The sequence below is a fragment of the Cohnella sp. GCM10012308 genome (genome assembly GCF_042649185.1).
Taxonomy (GTDB): Bacteria; Bacillota; Bacilli; order Paenibacillales; family Paenibacillaceae; genus Cohnella.
Genome location: NZ_JBHRYU010000023.1, coordinates 1 through 15928, shown reverse-complemented (window position 1 = coordinate 15928; position 15928 = coordinate 1). Strand labels below are relative to the sequence as shown.

Sequence of the window (15928 nt, the reverse complement as noted above, 5' to 3'; positions counted from 1 at the left end):
CCAATACCTAAACTTTGGTAAAATCAATGTTATGATGAGGTGAGTCAGATGAACTTTTCGGACAGAATGACTAGCATTGATTTTACGGATTTCTTGGAAAAAAAGTAATAGATATAACTGCTATTGGACTCGAATTAGTAAATGTAAAGCTTGTAGATGGAAGCGTAAACGTGGAATGTTCTTGGAGATTACGGGATAGAACCGATATCCTGGTTGGTGTTAATGAACGCAAAGAAACAGATTTTATATCTATTTTGAAAGAACATTTAATGAATGCACCAATCTCAAATATCAGTCGCTTTGTAACAAGAGACATAATAATCGAGTTTGGCGGACAATATTATTTGGATCTGTTTGCCGACTCATCCGTTTTTGAGCAGTATCAATTATATCGTGCAGAGAGATTGATTTTAGTTGGCAGGTAAAAATTCGCGTTAAACCATGCTTAGAGAAGGGGGGACCGGTCATTGGAGAGAATCGCGGTATTATCCGACATCCATGGAAACATACCCGCACTTCAGGCGGTTCTCGAGGATATACGGGCGAGAATTGAAGTTATGGGCAGGATAGAGTGGAGCTTTTATAGAAGTTTACTTAACAAAAACGGAGTTCGGAGGAAAAAATGGACAGCTATGTTACTGAAACGGAGTTTATCAATATGCTCAAAGAAGGGCAGCGCGTTTTCAACAGAATTTGTGTCGAGCAAGGTGCTTTTAAGGGGTTTGACTTATCAGGTTTAACTTTTGAGGAGTGCTTATTCTCCGTTGACTTTTCAGATTCCAAATTTGAAAACACGAAGTTTACTAATTCAAATCTGAAGACATGTATTTTTACTGATTGTATTCTGAACAAAGCGGTCTTTGTAGGTAACTCCTTAGAGGGTGCGGATTTCTCAGGAGCGAAGGTGGAAGGTATAACATTTAAAGACAATACCTTTCATTCTATCATGCTCACGGAGTCACATCTTGCCGAGATGATACTATGAATAAGGACAAAGTAAATGACAATAAACAAAAAGAGCTCAAGAAGAATAACAGTTAGAGACGATAGTTATATTTGGACCGTTTCTCCAGATAGCGGTTACATTATCTTAATCGTTGAACATGAAGTTAGCCGTGGGAATCGTCTTGAGGTTTACATTAAATCAGATATCGACAGTGCGTGGGTAAACTTCCCAAATACAGAGCATCTGAACTTGAAAATTATCAGACCCCGAGATGTTGAGTATTTTATTACTCAGGCGCTTGATTTAGGGTGGGTTCCAAATGTTAGAGGTAAACCGGTTGTTTTTGATTTTGACGGTAAAAACATATTAAGAAGATTGCGCTAACAAGGAACATTAGTTCAAATACACAGCCTGCCGATGAGATCCTGAAGGTTGGTCAACTAACTGGCAGGATACTTCAATGTTACTCCGATTTTGGTATCCTAGAGACCATATAACGGAGGCGTAATCATTTGAATTTAAATCGATATCATCTTAAAGAAGGATCATACGATTTTAACGTCGTGCATCTGCACCAACAAGAGATCGGGGTGGTTGTGACAGAGGAGATGGGGCATTTTCTGCTTATTGACGCAAAAGATTCCTCAGAGATGTTTTTGCTATCAGCTCTCATTAAACATTGTCATGACACTAATGATGTGCTTTATTTTCGACGCGGAAGTCCCGAAAATGCTGATCTTTTTATTTTTAATGGTGCTGTCACACCATTAAACCGAAAACTTAGTAAGGAAGTAAAATCAGCCCTTAATCGCCATAAGCCGATCAGGAAATATGAGCTAGCTGTTGAAAATAGAGAAATTGATGTGTTTTGGGATACATGGGAAAGTTGGAAATATGAAAAGCAATTAAGAATAGATGTGGGTCAAGACCTTACCCTCCTAAATGCTTCAAGGTTAGGACTTGAATTGCTGACCCATTCCTGCGAGCTTTTGGCAACATCGTATGCTGGTCATACTCATTTTAATTGGTACTCGACGTCAAAATCACCTGAACTAATAATTCGTAATATTGCTCGAAACAATTAATCTAACGGTGAACGTTAGTTCATTAGAAACAGCGACAGTCTAGGACGCTCACTTTCGCGTTCTTGTCTGTCGCTGTTTTTATTTTCTTACGCTGTGCGTGAGCGGACTCAGCTGCCGCTATTTTTGGTTTTGCATACATAAGGCGGATGTTCCGGACCGAGAGGCTGTTATTCTTGAAAAACCGAGCCCAAAGGTTACCGTAAGCGCCGAATAGCGGATGCTGAGTCCGTGAAGTCGAAAAAACGGGCGATTACGGATAAATAGCGGACCCTGGGTCCGAGCCGAACCCTCCCAGCCATCCTCGCTTGCTCGCCTCCAACCAGGTTACTTTTTCAACCCTTAACCGCCCCTGCCGTCATGCCCGCTACAATCTTCTTGTTGAAGAAAATAAACAGGACGAGCGGCGGGATGGAGATCAGGATGATGTCGGCGAAGAGCAGGTTCCATGATGTGTTGTACAGGCTCGTGAAGTTGTAGAGCGTGAGTTGGATCGTCGCGTTGCGCGCGCCGGGGAAGAAGTAGAGCGGGTTCACGAAATCGTTGTAGATACCGACGGCGGAGAGGACGACCACGGTGGAGGTGACCGGCGCGAGGAGCGGGAAGATCATGCGGAAAAACAGCCGCAGGCTGCCGCAGCCGTCCACGATCGCGGCTTCGTCGATCTCGCGCGGGATGGTGGCCATGAAGCCCTTGTACAGGATCGTCGCGAACGAGATGCCGAGCGCAACCTCGATCAGCACGATGCCGCTCATCGTTTTGAACAGATGGATGGCGTCGAGCACCCAGATCGTCGGCACGATGGCGGGCGGAATCATGAGTCCGGCCAGCACCAGGAAACTGATCGTGCCCGACCACCGGTCCGTCCTGCGCTGCATGACGTAGCCGGCCATGGCGCAGACGACGACGAGCACGGCGATCGACAGCAGCGTGATTACGGCGCTGTTCAGGAAAGCCCGCGTTACCATGCCGTCTTGGGCGGTGAGCACGGTCTTGTAGTTGTTGTAAATCTCGAACGCGCCAGGCCAGCGGATATCGAGCAACGAGGATTCGGTGCGATTTTTAAAAGAGTTGATGATGACGAAGTAGAAGGGGACCCAGAAAACGACGACGGACAGCAGGACGGCCAGCGCTTCGAGCGCGATGCGGCGGGCGGAGCGGCTCATAGGTCCACCTCTCTCTTATTCAGGAATCGGAACAGCGGAAACGCCAGCAGCGAGACGCCGATGAACAGGATGACGTTGCCCGCGGTCGCGAGGCCGTAGAAGCCGCCCTGGTATTGCTTGTAGATGATGGAGGCGATCAGGTCGGTGCTGAAGCCGGGACCGCCCTTGGTCATCGCCCAGACGAGGTCGAACGAGCGCAGTCCGCCGATAAAGGCGAGGATGATGACGGAGTTCATGGCGGGCGCGGTCAGCGGAATCGTGATATAGCGGAATTTGGAAAAGGAAGTGCCCCCGTCGATCTGCAGCGCCTCGTAGTACTCCTCGGGAATCGACATGATGCCGGCGATAAAAATGACCGTCGCCATGCCGACGCCTTTCCACACGTCCACCAGCGCGACGGACAGCAAAGCAATGCCGGTGTCGCCCAGCCAATCGGGACCCGCGATGCCCACAGCCGACAGGCTGCGGTTGATCAGCCCCTGCGTCGGATGCATCATGCTGCTGAAGGCGATGCCGACCGCGATCGTCGAGAGCAGGGTGGGGAAGAAGACGACCGACCGCAGATAGCTCTTGACCCGCAGCGAAGAAGTCAGCGCCACGCCGAGCAGCAGGCCGAAGACGACCTTTAGCGCGCAGGTGACGACGGCGTAGATGAGCGTGTTGCGGAAGCCGATATTCAGCGACGATTCGGAAAAGAAGGTCGCGTAGTTGTCGAAGCCGATGAATTCCCAATCGACCAGGTCCCAGCGCGTCATGCTGAAGAAAAAAGACATGAGCGTCGGCAGCAGGAAAAAGATGAAGTAGACGATGCCGGCGGGCAGCAGGAATGCGTAGGAATAAAATCGCCTGGATGCTTTGGTCATTCTCTCTCGCTCCTATCGGATTCATAAATCGGCCCTGCGGCGATATCGCAGGGCCGATCGATGGGGTGCTTGCTAAAGGCTGAATGCTTACGGGCTGTTTGTTTAAGAAGCTGCTTTGGGCTGCTTAAGGGCTGCTTCCGCTTTATTTACCAGCCTGCCAGTCCGAGCTGTTTGGCTTGCTTTTCGACGTCTTTGTCGTACGCCTTCGCGCTGTCTTCGGGCGACTTCATGCCGGAGCCGGCTTCGACCGTGATTTGCGGCAGGTTCGGGCCCTTGAGCGGCGACAGGAATTCAAGCGCAGGCGCGTTGTTGTTGCTGTCGAAGTAAGGCAGCATATCCTTGACGCCGCCGTACGCGTCCTCGGGCAGCGCGGCGCCTTTGATGACATAAGGGCCTTCCGGCTTCGCCTTGGCAGCCATAAGTGCCATTGCCTCAGGCGTGTCGAAGAATGCGAGCCACTTTTTGGCGGCTTCCACGTTTTTGCCGTCCTTGTAGATCGAGATGGCGGCCGGCATCCATACGGTCAGGCCGTTGCTGTCCGCGCTGTCGCCGGGCTGGGCGAAGACGCCGATCTCGTCGATCTTGTCTGGATACGTGGCGAAAATGTTTGAGAGCGCGAACGTCAGCATCGGATACTGGACGCCCGTGCCGTCGACGAGCATTTTGAGCGCCTGGTCGTAGGTGGTGGAAAGGTAGTCTTTGTTGAGGTATGGCTTCATCTCGGCCAGCTTCTCGAAGCTGCGCAGCGCGGCCGGCGTCGTGGCGAACTTGGCTGTGCCCGCCGTGAAGTCGTCCGCAAACGTCGGCGCGGTCGCCTGCACGTTGAACTGGTCGGCCAGCAGGATGAGCTGCGACGTCCAGCTGTCTTTGTAGGAGCCGATGACGGCCGTTTTGCCCGCGGCTTTGATCTTCTCGTTGTTCGCCTTAAGCTCGTCCCAGGTTTTAGGTACGGACAGTCCCAGCTCGGCGTACACCTTCTTGTTATACAGCCAGGCGCCTGCTTGGGAGGAACCGCTCGGACCGGCGTAGACGCGGCCGTTCACGCTGACCGTCGGCTTGAAGGAGTCGACCACATTGTCCATAAACGGCTCGTCCGTGAGATCGAGGAAGTACTTTTCCGGCTGGAGGGACTTGAAGAGCGAGCCCGCGTTGTAAAAGTTGAGATCGTCCATGTCGCCCGTCGCGAGCTTCGTCTTGACGAGGTTGTCGCCTTCTCCGCCGCCGGGGCGCAGGTCGAACTCGGTCTTGATGTTGTAGCGCTTCTCGATCTCGTCGGTGATCGCCTTGATGCCTTCGGTGGAAGTCTGGTTGTCGATGAGCAGCTTGAGCGTCACCGGCTTTTCGTAGCGATCGCTCTCCGCGCTTGCCGACGGACTGGCCGCAGCGGACGATGCCGGCGCTGAAGCGGACGCGGATGCAGTTGCGGATGGCTCGGCTGCGGATGCAGATGGGCTCGCCGAGGCGGCGCCGTTATTGTTGTTGCTTCCGCAAGCGGACAGCATCGCGGCGGTCAGCAGCGTACCGGACAGTACCGCGAGCGATTTCTTTTGAGACTTGAGCATGTGAAAGGATCCTCCTTTATTTTCTTCGCCCGCCGGCAGCGTGCCGGTCGGGGAAGCCCCCATGGCTTATAGCGTCGTCGGGACCGTGTTGCCCCGTGCTTCACAGTGTAAGGGGTTGCACGCCGGCCGGTAAGCGTCCCATTTTTTTGGCCGGTCGTCTGATTTTTTTGGGGAGGAGGGATTTAATAGACTTTGGAGTTTCGTCTGGCTGCGAAAGAACAGAGGATTTTGCGGTTGCAGCGGGTGGGATGTGTCGCGAGGGCGGTGTAGGAGCAAGTTTTGCGGTTGCAGTGAGTGGGAAGTGCCGTGGGAGAGGTGCAGGAGCAAGTTTTGCGGTTGCAGTGAGCAGAGTGTGCCGCGTGAGCGGTGTAGGAGCAAATGTTGCGGTTACAGCGGGTGAAAGGTGCCGTGGGAGCTGTGTAGGAGCAAATATTGCGGTTGCAACGGGCGAGATGTGCTGAGGGTGCTGTGTAGGAGCAAGTTTTGCGGTTGCAGTGAGCAGAGTGTGCCGCGTGAGCGGTGTAGGAGCAAATGTTGCGGTTGCAGTGATCGAGATGTGACTAAAGGGCGATGCAGGAGCGACACTACCTAAAAAATCAGCAGGTTCAGCCAAAAAATGGGGCGATTGTCTCGCTGCATGGAAGCGCATACAGTTAGGCTTGCAGGCACAGAACGATCACAGAGGAGGAAGACTCGTGAGAATTGGATCTAAACATGGCCTTTCGGCTTCATTATGGGCGCTGCTCGTCGCATTGCTGGCTTGGAACGCATGGCCTTCGGGCGCGCTCGCCGCGGATACGCAGGCGCCGACGGCGCCGGCAAGCCTGACCGCTACGGCGGCTTCGGGCGCGCAGATCAATCTTAGCTGGCCCGCCGCCTCGGACAACGTCGGCGTCACCGGCTACGACGTCTATCGCTACGGCACCAAGATCGCAAGCACGACGGGGACCTCGTACAGCAACACAGCGCTGACCGCATCGACCTCTTATAGCTATGCGATCCGCGCAAAGGATGCGGCCGGCAACGTGTCCGCGTTCAGCCCGACGGCCGCGGCCATCACAACGCCGGTCCCCGCTACCGCAACCGTCAAGAAGGGCGTCGGCTCGTCAAAGTACCTGGCCAGCGGCCAGTCGCAGGCCGACTTCGCGAAGCTGACCAACATCGGCGTCGGCTGGACGTACAATTGGTCGATCGACTTCCCCGGCACCAACGGGACCTCGATCGAGTACGTGCCGCAGATCTGGGGTCCGGGCGCGGTCACGTCGTCCACGCTGACCACGATCGCCCAGGGCAAAGCCGCAGGCAAGTTCAAGGCGCTGCTCGCCTTCAACGAGCCCGACCTGTACGAGCAGGCGAACATGTCGGTCGAGTCCGCCGTGGCGCTCTGGCCGACATTGATGAGCACGGGCCTTCGCCTCGGCAGTCCCGCGGTCGCCATGTCCGCCGAGACGTACGCGTACGGGCAGACCTGGCTTGAGAATTTCATGAGCCAGACCGCGGCGAACGGCTACCATGTCGACTTTATCGCGGTGCATTACTATCCGGACTTCATGCATCCGAACGCGGCCGAGAACCTGCGCATTTCGCTCACGAACCTCTACAACCTGTATCACAAGCCGATCTGGATCACCGAGCTCGGCGCGATCGACGCCGGCCAGCTGTCGGCAGCGCCAACGACGGCGGGCGCCCAGAAGTTCATGACCGAGGCGGTCGCGATGCTGGAAGGCCTGCCGTTCGTGGAGCGGTACGCCTGGTTCGACGACAATTGCTCCAACGACGCCGGCTGCGCCTACACGACGCTTTACGACGCGAGCAACAATCTGACCGCGATCGGCACGACCTACAAGGCGCTGCCCAAGACGCCGCTCTTCCGATTCGGCTGGACGGCGACAGCGAGTCCGGCAGGCATCGAAGCGACGTCCAACATGTTCGACAACAATCCGGCGACGCGCTGGACGACGGGGCAGGCGCAAGCGTCGGGCCAATACTTTGTCGTCGACATGACGGGCTCGCGCACCTTCAGCCGGATCGTCTTGGACGCAAACGGCAGCAGCGACTATGCGCGCGGCTACCAGGTGTTCGTCTCGAGCAACGGCACGAGCTGGGGCAGCGCCATCGCCAGCGGCACGGGGACAGGACCGGTCATTACGATCGACTTTGCCCCGGTAACCGCCCGGTATATCAAGGTTGTGCAGACCGGCACCGCGCCGGCGAATTATTGGTCGGTTCACGAATTTAATGCTTATAGCTAAAACGAACGACGGAAAAAGGGAGAGTCCAGATGAATAGAAGATTGTATTTGAGAAAACGGGGCGGCGCTTTCTTAAGCGCCCTCCTGGCGCTAATCCTGACGCTGTCGCTAGCGCTCGCCGCGCCGGGCAATCAAGCCGCAGCCGCAACCCCGTCGGCAGGGTTGCCTTCGGTTGCGCTCGATCCCGCAGGCTGGAAGATAACGACCACGCTTGACGACGGCGCGCCCGATCTGAACGCCATCTCGGCGGCCGTGTTCGACGGCGATCCGTCGACGACCTGGACGAGCGCCAAAAACCAATCCCCCTGGGGGCTTGTCCTCCAGATCGACATACAGCAGCAGACCGCGTTCGACTCGATCGCGATCGACACCGGCGATTCCCCGAACTACGGCAGGGAATACACGATTCAGTCGGATGCGAACTGGTCGGCGGCGCTGGCGACGGTGACGGGCCAGTCCGGCGTGACCGTGATCAAGGTGCCGCGGACAACGGCCAGGCTGGTCAACGTCTGGCAGACAGGCAGCAACGCTTCGCCGTGGACGGTCGCGGAGGTGCGGCTGTACGATAGCGAGAAGTCCTATCCCGGCGAGTCCGGTCTCGCTGTCCAATGTACGGCGCAGTCCTGCGAGCTGAGTTGGTCCGAGGCCGCCGGTGCCGGCGCCTACCGTGTCTACCGCGCGGATGGCCCTGGCGCTGCGTTCGAGCGGATCGGAACCGGCGATGCAGCCGGAACGACTTATTCGGATAAGAACGTCGAGCCGGGCCACACCTACTTTTACAAAATATCCGCCCTCGTCGGAGGCGCCGAATCGGGCTTGTCCGGCGCGGTGTCCGGCATTCCGGGAGACAGTCCGTTCGGGCCGTACGTGCATATCTTCGATCCGTCCATGGGCGGGGCCGCGATCAACGCGACGGCCGACGCGATCTTCGCCGAGCAGGAGCGGAGCGAATTCGGCAGCGGGCGTCATGCCATGCTTTTCAAGCCGGGCGTGTATGAAGGCGTCAACGTCAAGGTCGGCTTCTATACGCAGGTGTCCGGCCTTGGGCAGAATCCCGACGACGTTGATATCCGCGGCGCCGTGAACGCGAACGCCGACTGGAACGACGGCAACGCCTTGGTCAACTTTTGGCGTTCCGCCGAGAACTTCAGCATCACGCCGCCTGCCGGCTCGTCCGCGCAATGGGCGGTCGCGCAAGCCGCCCCGATGCGGCGCGTGCATGTCAGAGGCCAGCTCGAGCTGTTCGACTTCGACCCGTGGTGGAATGCGGGACTCGCGAGCGGCGGCTTTCTGGCGGACTCCAAGATCGACGGCATGATCGTGCCGGCATCGCAGCAGCAGTGGTTTTCGCGCAACAACGCGTACGGCAGCTGGTCCAACGGCGTCTGGAACATGGTGTTCGTCGGAGACGAGAAGCCGCCTGCCGGCACCTTCCCGGCGGATCCGTATACGGTCGTCGACAAGACGCCGGTCATGCGGGAAAAGCCGTACCTTTATATCGACGATAAAGGGGCTTACCAGGTGTTTATCCCCTCGGTATCCAAGGACAGCCAAGGGGTGAGCTGGCAAAACGGTTCGACGCCGGGCGCCTCGGTTTCGATCGACCGCTTTTATATCGCGAGCCCGGACGGCTCCGACGCGGACAGCATCAACGCCGCGCTAAGCGAAGGCATGAACGTGCTGTTTACGCCTGGCATCTACCATCTGTCCGATACGATTCGCGTCAGCCATCCGAATACGATCGTCATGGGGCTCGGCTTCGCCACCCTGATTCCGGCCGACGGCAAAGCCGCGATGACCGTGGCGGACGAAGACGGCATCGTCGTCTCCAGCCTGCTGTTCGACGCGGGCGCCGCCGGTTCTCCGGAGCTGCTCCAGGTCGGACCCGATGGCGCGAGCCGGGACCACGTTGCGAATCCGATCTCGCTGCACGACCTGTTCTTCCGTGTCGGCGGCGCGCACGTGGGCAAGACGGACGCGAATCTGGTCATCAACAGCGACGATGTCATCGGCGATCACTTCTGGATCTGGCGCGCGGATCACGGCGCGAGCGCCGGCGGCTGGCGGACGAACGATTCGATGAACGGACTCGTCGTGAACGGCGAGGACGTCACCGTCTACGGCTTGTTCAACGAGCACCACAATGCCTATCAGACGCTCTGGAACGGCGAACGCGGACGGCTCTATTTTTACCAATCGGAAATTCCGTACGAAGTGCCCGATCAGGCGTCGTGGATGAGCGGCGGCGGAAAGGTGAACGGCTACGCTTCCTATAAGGTGGCGGACGGCGTCCAAGACCACGAAGCGTGGGGCCTCGGCGTTTACTCCTATTTCAGGGATGCCGTCGTGAAGCTGGACAGCGCGATCGAGGTGCCGGACGTGCCTGGCGTTAAAATCCATCATGCGACATCCGTGCTGCTGGCGGGCAACGGCGAGATCAGCCATGTCGTCAACCGGACGGGCACGGCGGCTACGCAGGGCGGCGTCCGCCAGACCGTCGCCGAGTATGCGGGCGGAGACGGCAGCGTCGTCTGGACGGCGCTGGATCGCGCAGGCTGGATCGCATCGGCATACAAGGATGCCGGCGGGGACTCGGCTGCGGCGAACGCGATCGACGGCAGCGCCGGCACGCGCTGGGCGAACCGGGAAGCGCAACTGCCGTCGGGGGACCAGTGGTTTCAAATCGATATGGGGGCGGCCCGCGCCTTCGATCGCGTGAAGATCGAGTCGGGCGGCGATTATGGACGCGGCTACCGTATCCAGACGTCGGACGACGGCTCGGCTTGGACCGACATCGCTTCCGGGACCGGATCGGAGACGATCGATGCGACTGTCGAACGGCACGCAGCCCGATACATTCGCGTCGTTCAGACGGGGACGGCGTCCTCGAACTGGTGGTCGATTAACGAGATTAACGTTTACGTTAGCGGGGCGGAGACGCCTGCGGCCGGCGTCGCAGTGGAGCCGGCAGCGTTCGATCTGAAGGAACGGCAGTCCGTCGTACTGAAGGCAACCGTCAGTCCGGCGGACGCTAGCGATCGGACGGTAAGCTGGCATTCCAGCGATCAGGCCATCGCCGTGGTGGATAACGCGGGCAGAGTCACGGCTCTTCGGACGGGGCGCGCCACGATTACAGCGACGACAAGCGATGGCGGCTATTCGGCGGACTCCGTCGTCACGGTGATCGGGGGCGATCCGCTGCCGCAGCCGATCGCCGGCAAGAAAGGCGTCGCTGCGATCAAGTATTTATCGACCGATCCTGCCAAGCTGGCGGATGTCGGCGCGGGCTGGACCTACAATTGGGCGATCGACTACACGGGCAGCCTGACCGGCATGGACTACGTTCCGATGCTGTGGGGACCTGGCGCGGTAACGGACGATACGATCGCGAAGCTGAAGGAAGGGAAGGCGGCGGGAAGGTACGACAGCGTGCTGGGGTACAACGAACCCGAGCTGGCGGAGCAGTCCAACACAAGCGTAGCCGACGCGATTAAGCTGTGGCCGCGGTTGATGGAAACGGGACTGCGGCTCGGCAGCCCGGCCGTCGCGTATACGTACGACAATTCTTACGCGGCAGGCAAGGGCTGGCTGGACGACTTCATGACGCAGACGTCCGCGGCCGGCTATCCCGTCGACTTTATCGCGCTGCATTTTTATCCGGACTTTACCGATCCGGAAGCGGTCGCCAAGCTGAAAAGCACGCTTACGGCCATTCACGACAAGTACAACAAACCGGTCTGGATCACGGAGATCGGCGCCATTCCGTTCGGTACGACTTATCGTACGCCGACCCAGGCGCTCGCGTCGTCGTTCGTCGCGCAGCTGCTGCCGATGCTGGAATCGCTGCCTTTTGTCGAGCGCTACGCCTGGTTCGGAGACAACTGCGCGCACGATCAAGGCTGCGCTTACACGTCGCTGTACGATCTCGCGGATCGGCTGACCGCGACCGGAGAGGCATTCAAGGATCCGGCAAGCGTCCCGGCTTCAGGGCCGGAGGATGTGCAGCTGGAGCGCGCGGGCTGGCATGCGACCGCTTCGTCGACGGCCTTCGGCGCCGCGCCTGAATTTTCCTTCGACGGCGATACCGGGCGGCAATGGTCCACCGAGGCCGGGCAGGTCGGCGGGGAGTGGTACTTGCTCGATATGGGGAAAACGAACCGCACGACCGGCATCTGGCTGGATGCGGGCGCGAACGCGGCGTTCGACTATGCGAGAGGATACCGCGTGGAGCTGTCCGCCGACGGCGAGCACTGGACGACAGCCGCGACGGGGACCGGCAGCGCCCAACTGCTCAGGGTGAGCTGGACTGCGCAAGACGCGCGTTATATTAGAGTGACGCAGACGGGCTACGACGGCTTTTGGAGATGGACGATTAACGAGCTTAACGTCTTCGGTCCGGGCAGCGCGCCCGTTGACCCGCTGGCGATCGCGAAGCCGGTTGAGGGCGCGACGCTTCCGGCCGCACGGCCCGACGTCGCTTACGACTTGGCGCTAGCGCTTGAAGCTGCGGGCGGGTCTGCTCCTTATTCGTGGTCGGTATCCGGACTGCCGGAGGGATTGCGCTTCGACGCTGCCACCGGGAAAATAACCGGTTCTGTTGCGGAGTGGGCAGTAGCCGCAAGTCCGTATACGGTCACGATATCGGTGAAGGATGCGAACGGTGAGACGGTATCGGTAACGAATACGCTCACGGTCGGCCAGGCGCTTGGCATCGGACAGCCGGCAAGCGGGGATGCGATCCCGTCCGCCAAGGTTGGCGCGGCATACAGCGTGCAGCTGGCGGCTTATGGCGGCACGGAGCCTTACACCTGGACGGTGACGGGATTGCCGGAAGGGCTGGCGCTGGATGCTGGAGCGCAGAAGATTAGCGGCGTTCCGGCTGCGGGCACGGATGTCGACAGCCCGTACGAAGTCGTCATTCGCGTGACGGATTCCGCCAATGTTTCCCGGGAAATGACGGCATCTCTGACCGTCTCGCCGTCGGATCCGGTCGATCCGACAGATCCAGGCGATCCGGGAGATCCGGGCGATCCCGAGCCGGAAGATTTGAAAATCGTATCGCCGGCTGCGGGCAGCGCGATCGTATCGGGCAATGAAGGCAGCGCGTACGATCAGGTGCTGTCGCTGACGGCTACGGGCGGCACGGAGCCGTACGTCTGGAGCGTAAGCGGATTGCCGACGGGATTGACGTTCGATCCAGCGACACTGCGCATCTCGGGTACGCCGACGAGCAGCGGCACATTCCCGCTGACGATCACGGCGACGGATGCGGAAGAACGCACGGCAACGGTGGCGGCGAGCCTGACGATCGCGCCGATCTATGTGCCGCCGTATATTCCGCCGGTGACGACGCCGGTTACAGAGACGAATCAACCGGATGCCGAAGGCAAGTTGAAAGTAACGGATAAGATGCTGACGATGGGCGACGCGGGTGCATCCGTGACGCTGCCTGCCGGCACGAAGACGGCGCAGCTGCCGGCAAGCTTGCTCGGCAAGGCGGAAGGCAAGAGCCTGGCGCTTAAAGCTGACGGCTTGTCGTTGAACCTGCCGGCAGCCGTAGTGAAGCAGCTGGCGGCTGCGATCCCGGCGGATCGCCTCGGCGATGCGCAGGTGCAAGTATCGTTTAAGGCAGTCGACGCTGCTGAGGCTGCGCAAGCGGTCGGCGTCTCAACCGACGCGACTGCAGTAAAGCTGGCAGGCGACGTTATCGAGTTCACGCTAACCGTCGTCGTTGGCGATGCCAGCACGGCCGTGACGACGTTCGACGCGCCGATCGCGCTGACGCTGAAGGCGGATGGCGTCACGAATCCGAAGCTCGGCGGCATCTTCTACCTGACGGGCAACGGCCAGCGCCAGTATGTCGACAGCAAGTTCGTGGACGGCGCTTATGTCGCGCAGATTCAACACTTCAGCAAGTATGCGGTGCTTGAAGTCGCCAAGAACTTCGCCGACGTTCCGGCTTCGCACTGGGCGATCGACGTAATCAAGGAGCTGGCGGCCAAGCAGATCGTCGGCGGTACGAGCGAGACGACGTTCGAGCCAAGCCGCACGATCACGCGCGCCGAGTTCACGCAGCTGCTGGCAGGCGCGCTGAAGCTGACGGACGAAGGTACGCAATCCTTCGCCGACGTGTCGGCAGGCGCCTGGTACGCGAAGCCGATCGCGCTGGCGGCGGAAGCCGGCATCGTGACGGGCCGCGGCGACGGCACGTTCGACCCGAGCGGCGCGATCACCCGCCAGGAGATGGCGACGATGATCGTGAAGGCGTACCGCTATCTGCACGGCACCGCGGCAGCGGCCGGCGCAGGCGCAAGCTTCGCCGACGCGGACCGCATCGCGGCCTGGGCGGCGCCGTACGTGGCCGAAGCCTCGTCGCTCGGCCTGCTGTCCGGCCGGGGCGCAGGACAGTTCGCGCCGCAAGGCGTAACGACCCGCGCCGAAGCCGCGCAGTCGGTGTACAATTTGCTGCAAAAGTAACAGCAAACAAGAGAGACGCAATGAACGCCAAGCCCCCGCGGGCTTGGCGTTTTTGTTGTTTGACGAAACAAAATTACGGACGTTTTTATTTCCTAATATTTCGCCGCTGTAATCGTCCCAGTAGGTCCTAAGAAACTTAGTACTGCTCCCCGTATAAACTTCTCGATACAATCGAAGAAATGATAGTAGGGATGCATGGAGGAGGGATATCTTGATTCGGTCAAACGTAGGGCAGATGTTTTTTCGCAAGCTAATCGCCGCTTATTATGCTTCGTGGGCCATTTCCCTTTGGCTGTCCTTGCCTAATATCATTTTTGAAAGATCCATTTGGAATGGAGTTGGGGATTATATTCTTTTCTTCATCATGATTGCGATGTTCGCGACGCCCGTCATCTTTATCTATGGCATTCTGGTTTCTTCGCTACTTGAGATAGCGGCAGTTAGGTTTAAATTCAAAGGCTCGACCGCGGTATTAGTATCCGGTTTGCTTCATGTCTTGTTTGGGCTTTGTTTGGGCTTTGTGTTTCCATCTATGCTATTTTTCATGATTGGAGGCGTCTCGGCTTTCCTTTTTTTCATTTTTGATGTAAGCTTCGTTCGTTACATCCTAAGAATGAAGTTAAAGTTAAGGCTAATCTCTTTTGCAGCGCCTTTTCTCCCGCTAGTTCTTACCGCAGTCACGCTCAAGGCGATATCGCCGTCGTAGCCGCAGTGCCCCGTTTTAACGATATCCCCTCTAATCAGGAAACGCGATAATTCGAGTCTCGGCAGTTCCGGAAGACGGGCGGCCATCCATTTTAAAGAGGTGGTCCTGACGGAAGGGGATACCGTTAAAACGCAGGATCAAGCTTGCTGCGGATACGCTAGACGCGGGCCAGCTTGAGCAGCCAGCTGGAGGTGCGGTCCAGCGTCCGCGCATTCCGCGCGCTATTGCGGACGGAAATATTGAGGAAGATCCGGACTCCGTCGCCGGTCGTGTTGTTGAACAGCACCTTATTAGGCGTCAAGTCGCCCGCCCCGCCCCTCACGGTAAACGTTCCGGTCGAGGGCAAAGCTTCGATTTTGAAGACAAACGCGTCGTTGGACAACAGGAAATTTAAGCTTTTCAGCACCAGCTTTTTGCCTTTAGGCACATCGATCACGATCGTCTGCACATCGATGCTCTTTCCGGCACCTAGCGATATTGGCGATTTTCCGCCGACGATACCGTTTATTTGAAGCACGGCCGCACCTCCTGAGGGAATATACAGCAAGTTATTCCAAGCCATAAGGACAAGTTTGGACGTTTGTCCGAGTCGGCGAGCGGAGCGGACGAACGTCGCTCTCCGCATGGATGATAAGCGCGACTCCGCCCCACAACGTCAGGTTCGATGAGGGTACTTTAGAGGTTTGCGGACCGTATTGTCGCTATTCCAGGTAACAAGGGAACTTTTAGAGGTTTGCGGACCGTACAGCACTAGCGTTGCATAAAAGCTGCCTTGGATTGAGGAGTTTCCTCAAAAAGTGCCTTAATGTAAAATTTTACATCCGCATTTCGCTCGACTTTTTAAAAAGAGCAGAGGCATGCTACAGTAGGTTGCA

Annotated in this window: 11 protein-coding genes and 1 pseudogene; 8 read left to right on the top strand and 4 right to left on the bottom strand. The window is 57.8% G+C overall.

Annotated elements, in window-relative coordinates; all coding sequences use genetic code 11:
• The first annotated feature begins 170 nt into the window (after window positions 1–170).
• The 5 genes and pseudogenes from ACFOTD_RS22090 to ACFOTD_RS22070 all read left to right on the top strand — a co-directional run bounded on the left by ACFOTD_RS22090 (window position 171) and on the right by ACFOTD_RS22070 (window position 2031).
• Window positions 171–425: a hypothetical protein gene (locus ACFOTD_RS22090; protein ID WP_378122102.1), complete on the top strand. Its 255-nt coding sequence runs from the start codon at window positions 171–173 to the stop codon at window positions 423–425.
• A gap of 42 nt (window positions 426–467) precedes the next feature.
• A pseudogene (locus tag ACFOTD_RS22085) lies at window positions 468–548 on the top strand (metallophosphoesterase family protein); the annotation flags it as partial.
• A gap of 74 nt (window positions 549–622) precedes the next feature.
• Window positions 623–985, top strand: coding sequence for a pentapeptide repeat-containing protein (locus tag ACFOTD_RS22080; protein WP_378122101.1), 363 nt, complete (start codon window positions 623–625; stop codon window positions 983–985).
• A gap of 15 nt (window positions 986–1000) precedes the next feature.
• Window positions 1001–1330: a hypothetical protein gene (locus ACFOTD_RS22075; protein ID WP_378122100.1), complete on the top strand. Its 330-nt coding sequence runs from the start codon at window positions 1001–1003 to the stop codon at window positions 1328–1330.
• A gap of 128 nt (window positions 1331–1458) precedes the next feature.
• A complete protein-coding gene (locus tag ACFOTD_RS22070; RefSeq protein ID WP_378122099.1) occupies window positions 1459–2031 on the top strand; it encodes a hypothetical protein in 573 nt (190 codons plus the stop codon).
• A gap of 332 nt (window positions 2032–2363) precedes the next feature.
• On the opposite strand, the gene ACFOTD_RS22065 is transcribed toward ACFOTD_RS22070, so the two are convergent.
• The 3 genes from ACFOTD_RS22065 to ACFOTD_RS22055 all read right to left on the bottom strand — a co-directional run bounded on the left by ACFOTD_RS22065 (window position 2364) and on the right by ACFOTD_RS22055 (window position 5619).
• Window positions 2364–3194 (bottom strand): carbohydrate ABC transporter permease, encoded by an 831-nt coding sequence (locus tag ACFOTD_RS22065; RefSeq protein ID WP_378122098.1) that lies wholly within the window; start codon window positions 3192–3194, stop codon window positions 2364–2366.
• The gene (locus ACFOTD_RS22060) at window positions 3191–4057 is read right to left on the bottom strand and encodes a carbohydrate ABC transporter permease (protein WP_378122097.1); all 867 of its coding nucleotides are present in this window, start codon (window positions 4055–4057) and stop codon (window positions 3191–3193) included. The genes ACFOTD_RS22065 and ACFOTD_RS22060 overlap by 4 nt, the downstream gene beginning before the upstream one ends.
• 146 nt (window positions 4058–4203) lie before the next feature.
• Window positions 4204–5619, bottom strand: a complete 1416-nt coding sequence (locus ACFOTD_RS22055; protein ID WP_378122096.1) for an ABC transporter substrate-binding protein — start codon at window positions 5617–5619, stop codon at window positions 4204–4206.
• Between the two features lie 695 nt (window positions 5620–6314).
• On the opposite strand from ACFOTD_RS22055, the gene ACFOTD_RS22050 reads away from it, so the two are divergent.
• The 3 genes from ACFOTD_RS22050 to ACFOTD_RS22040 all read left to right on the top strand — a co-directional run bounded on the left by ACFOTD_RS22050 (window position 6315) and on the right by ACFOTD_RS22040 (window position 15053).
• Entirely contained in the window at window positions 6315–7871 is a 1557-nt protein-coding gene (locus ACFOTD_RS22050) for a glycosyl hydrolase (RefSeq protein WP_378122095.1), read from the top strand.
• A gap of 29 nt (window positions 7872–7900) precedes the next feature.
• Window positions 7901–14347, top strand: coding sequence for a glycosyl hydrolase (locus ACFOTD_RS22045; protein ID WP_378122094.1), 6447 nt, complete (start codon window positions 7901–7903; stop codon window positions 14345–14347).
• A 211-nt stretch (window positions 14348–14558) separates the two neighbouring features.
• Window positions 14559–15053: a hypothetical protein gene (locus ACFOTD_RS22040; RefSeq protein WP_378122093.1), complete on the top strand. Its 495-nt coding sequence runs from the start codon at window positions 14559–14561 to the stop codon at window positions 15051–15053.
• Window positions 15054–15210: 157 nt separating this feature from the next.
• On the opposite strand, the gene ACFOTD_RS22035 is transcribed toward ACFOTD_RS22040, so the two are convergent.
• Window positions 15211–15570, bottom strand: a complete 360-nt coding sequence (locus ACFOTD_RS22035; protein ID WP_378122092.1) for a hypothetical protein — start codon at window positions 15568–15570, stop codon at window positions 15211–15213.
• Window positions 15571–15928: the final 358 nt, after the last annotated feature.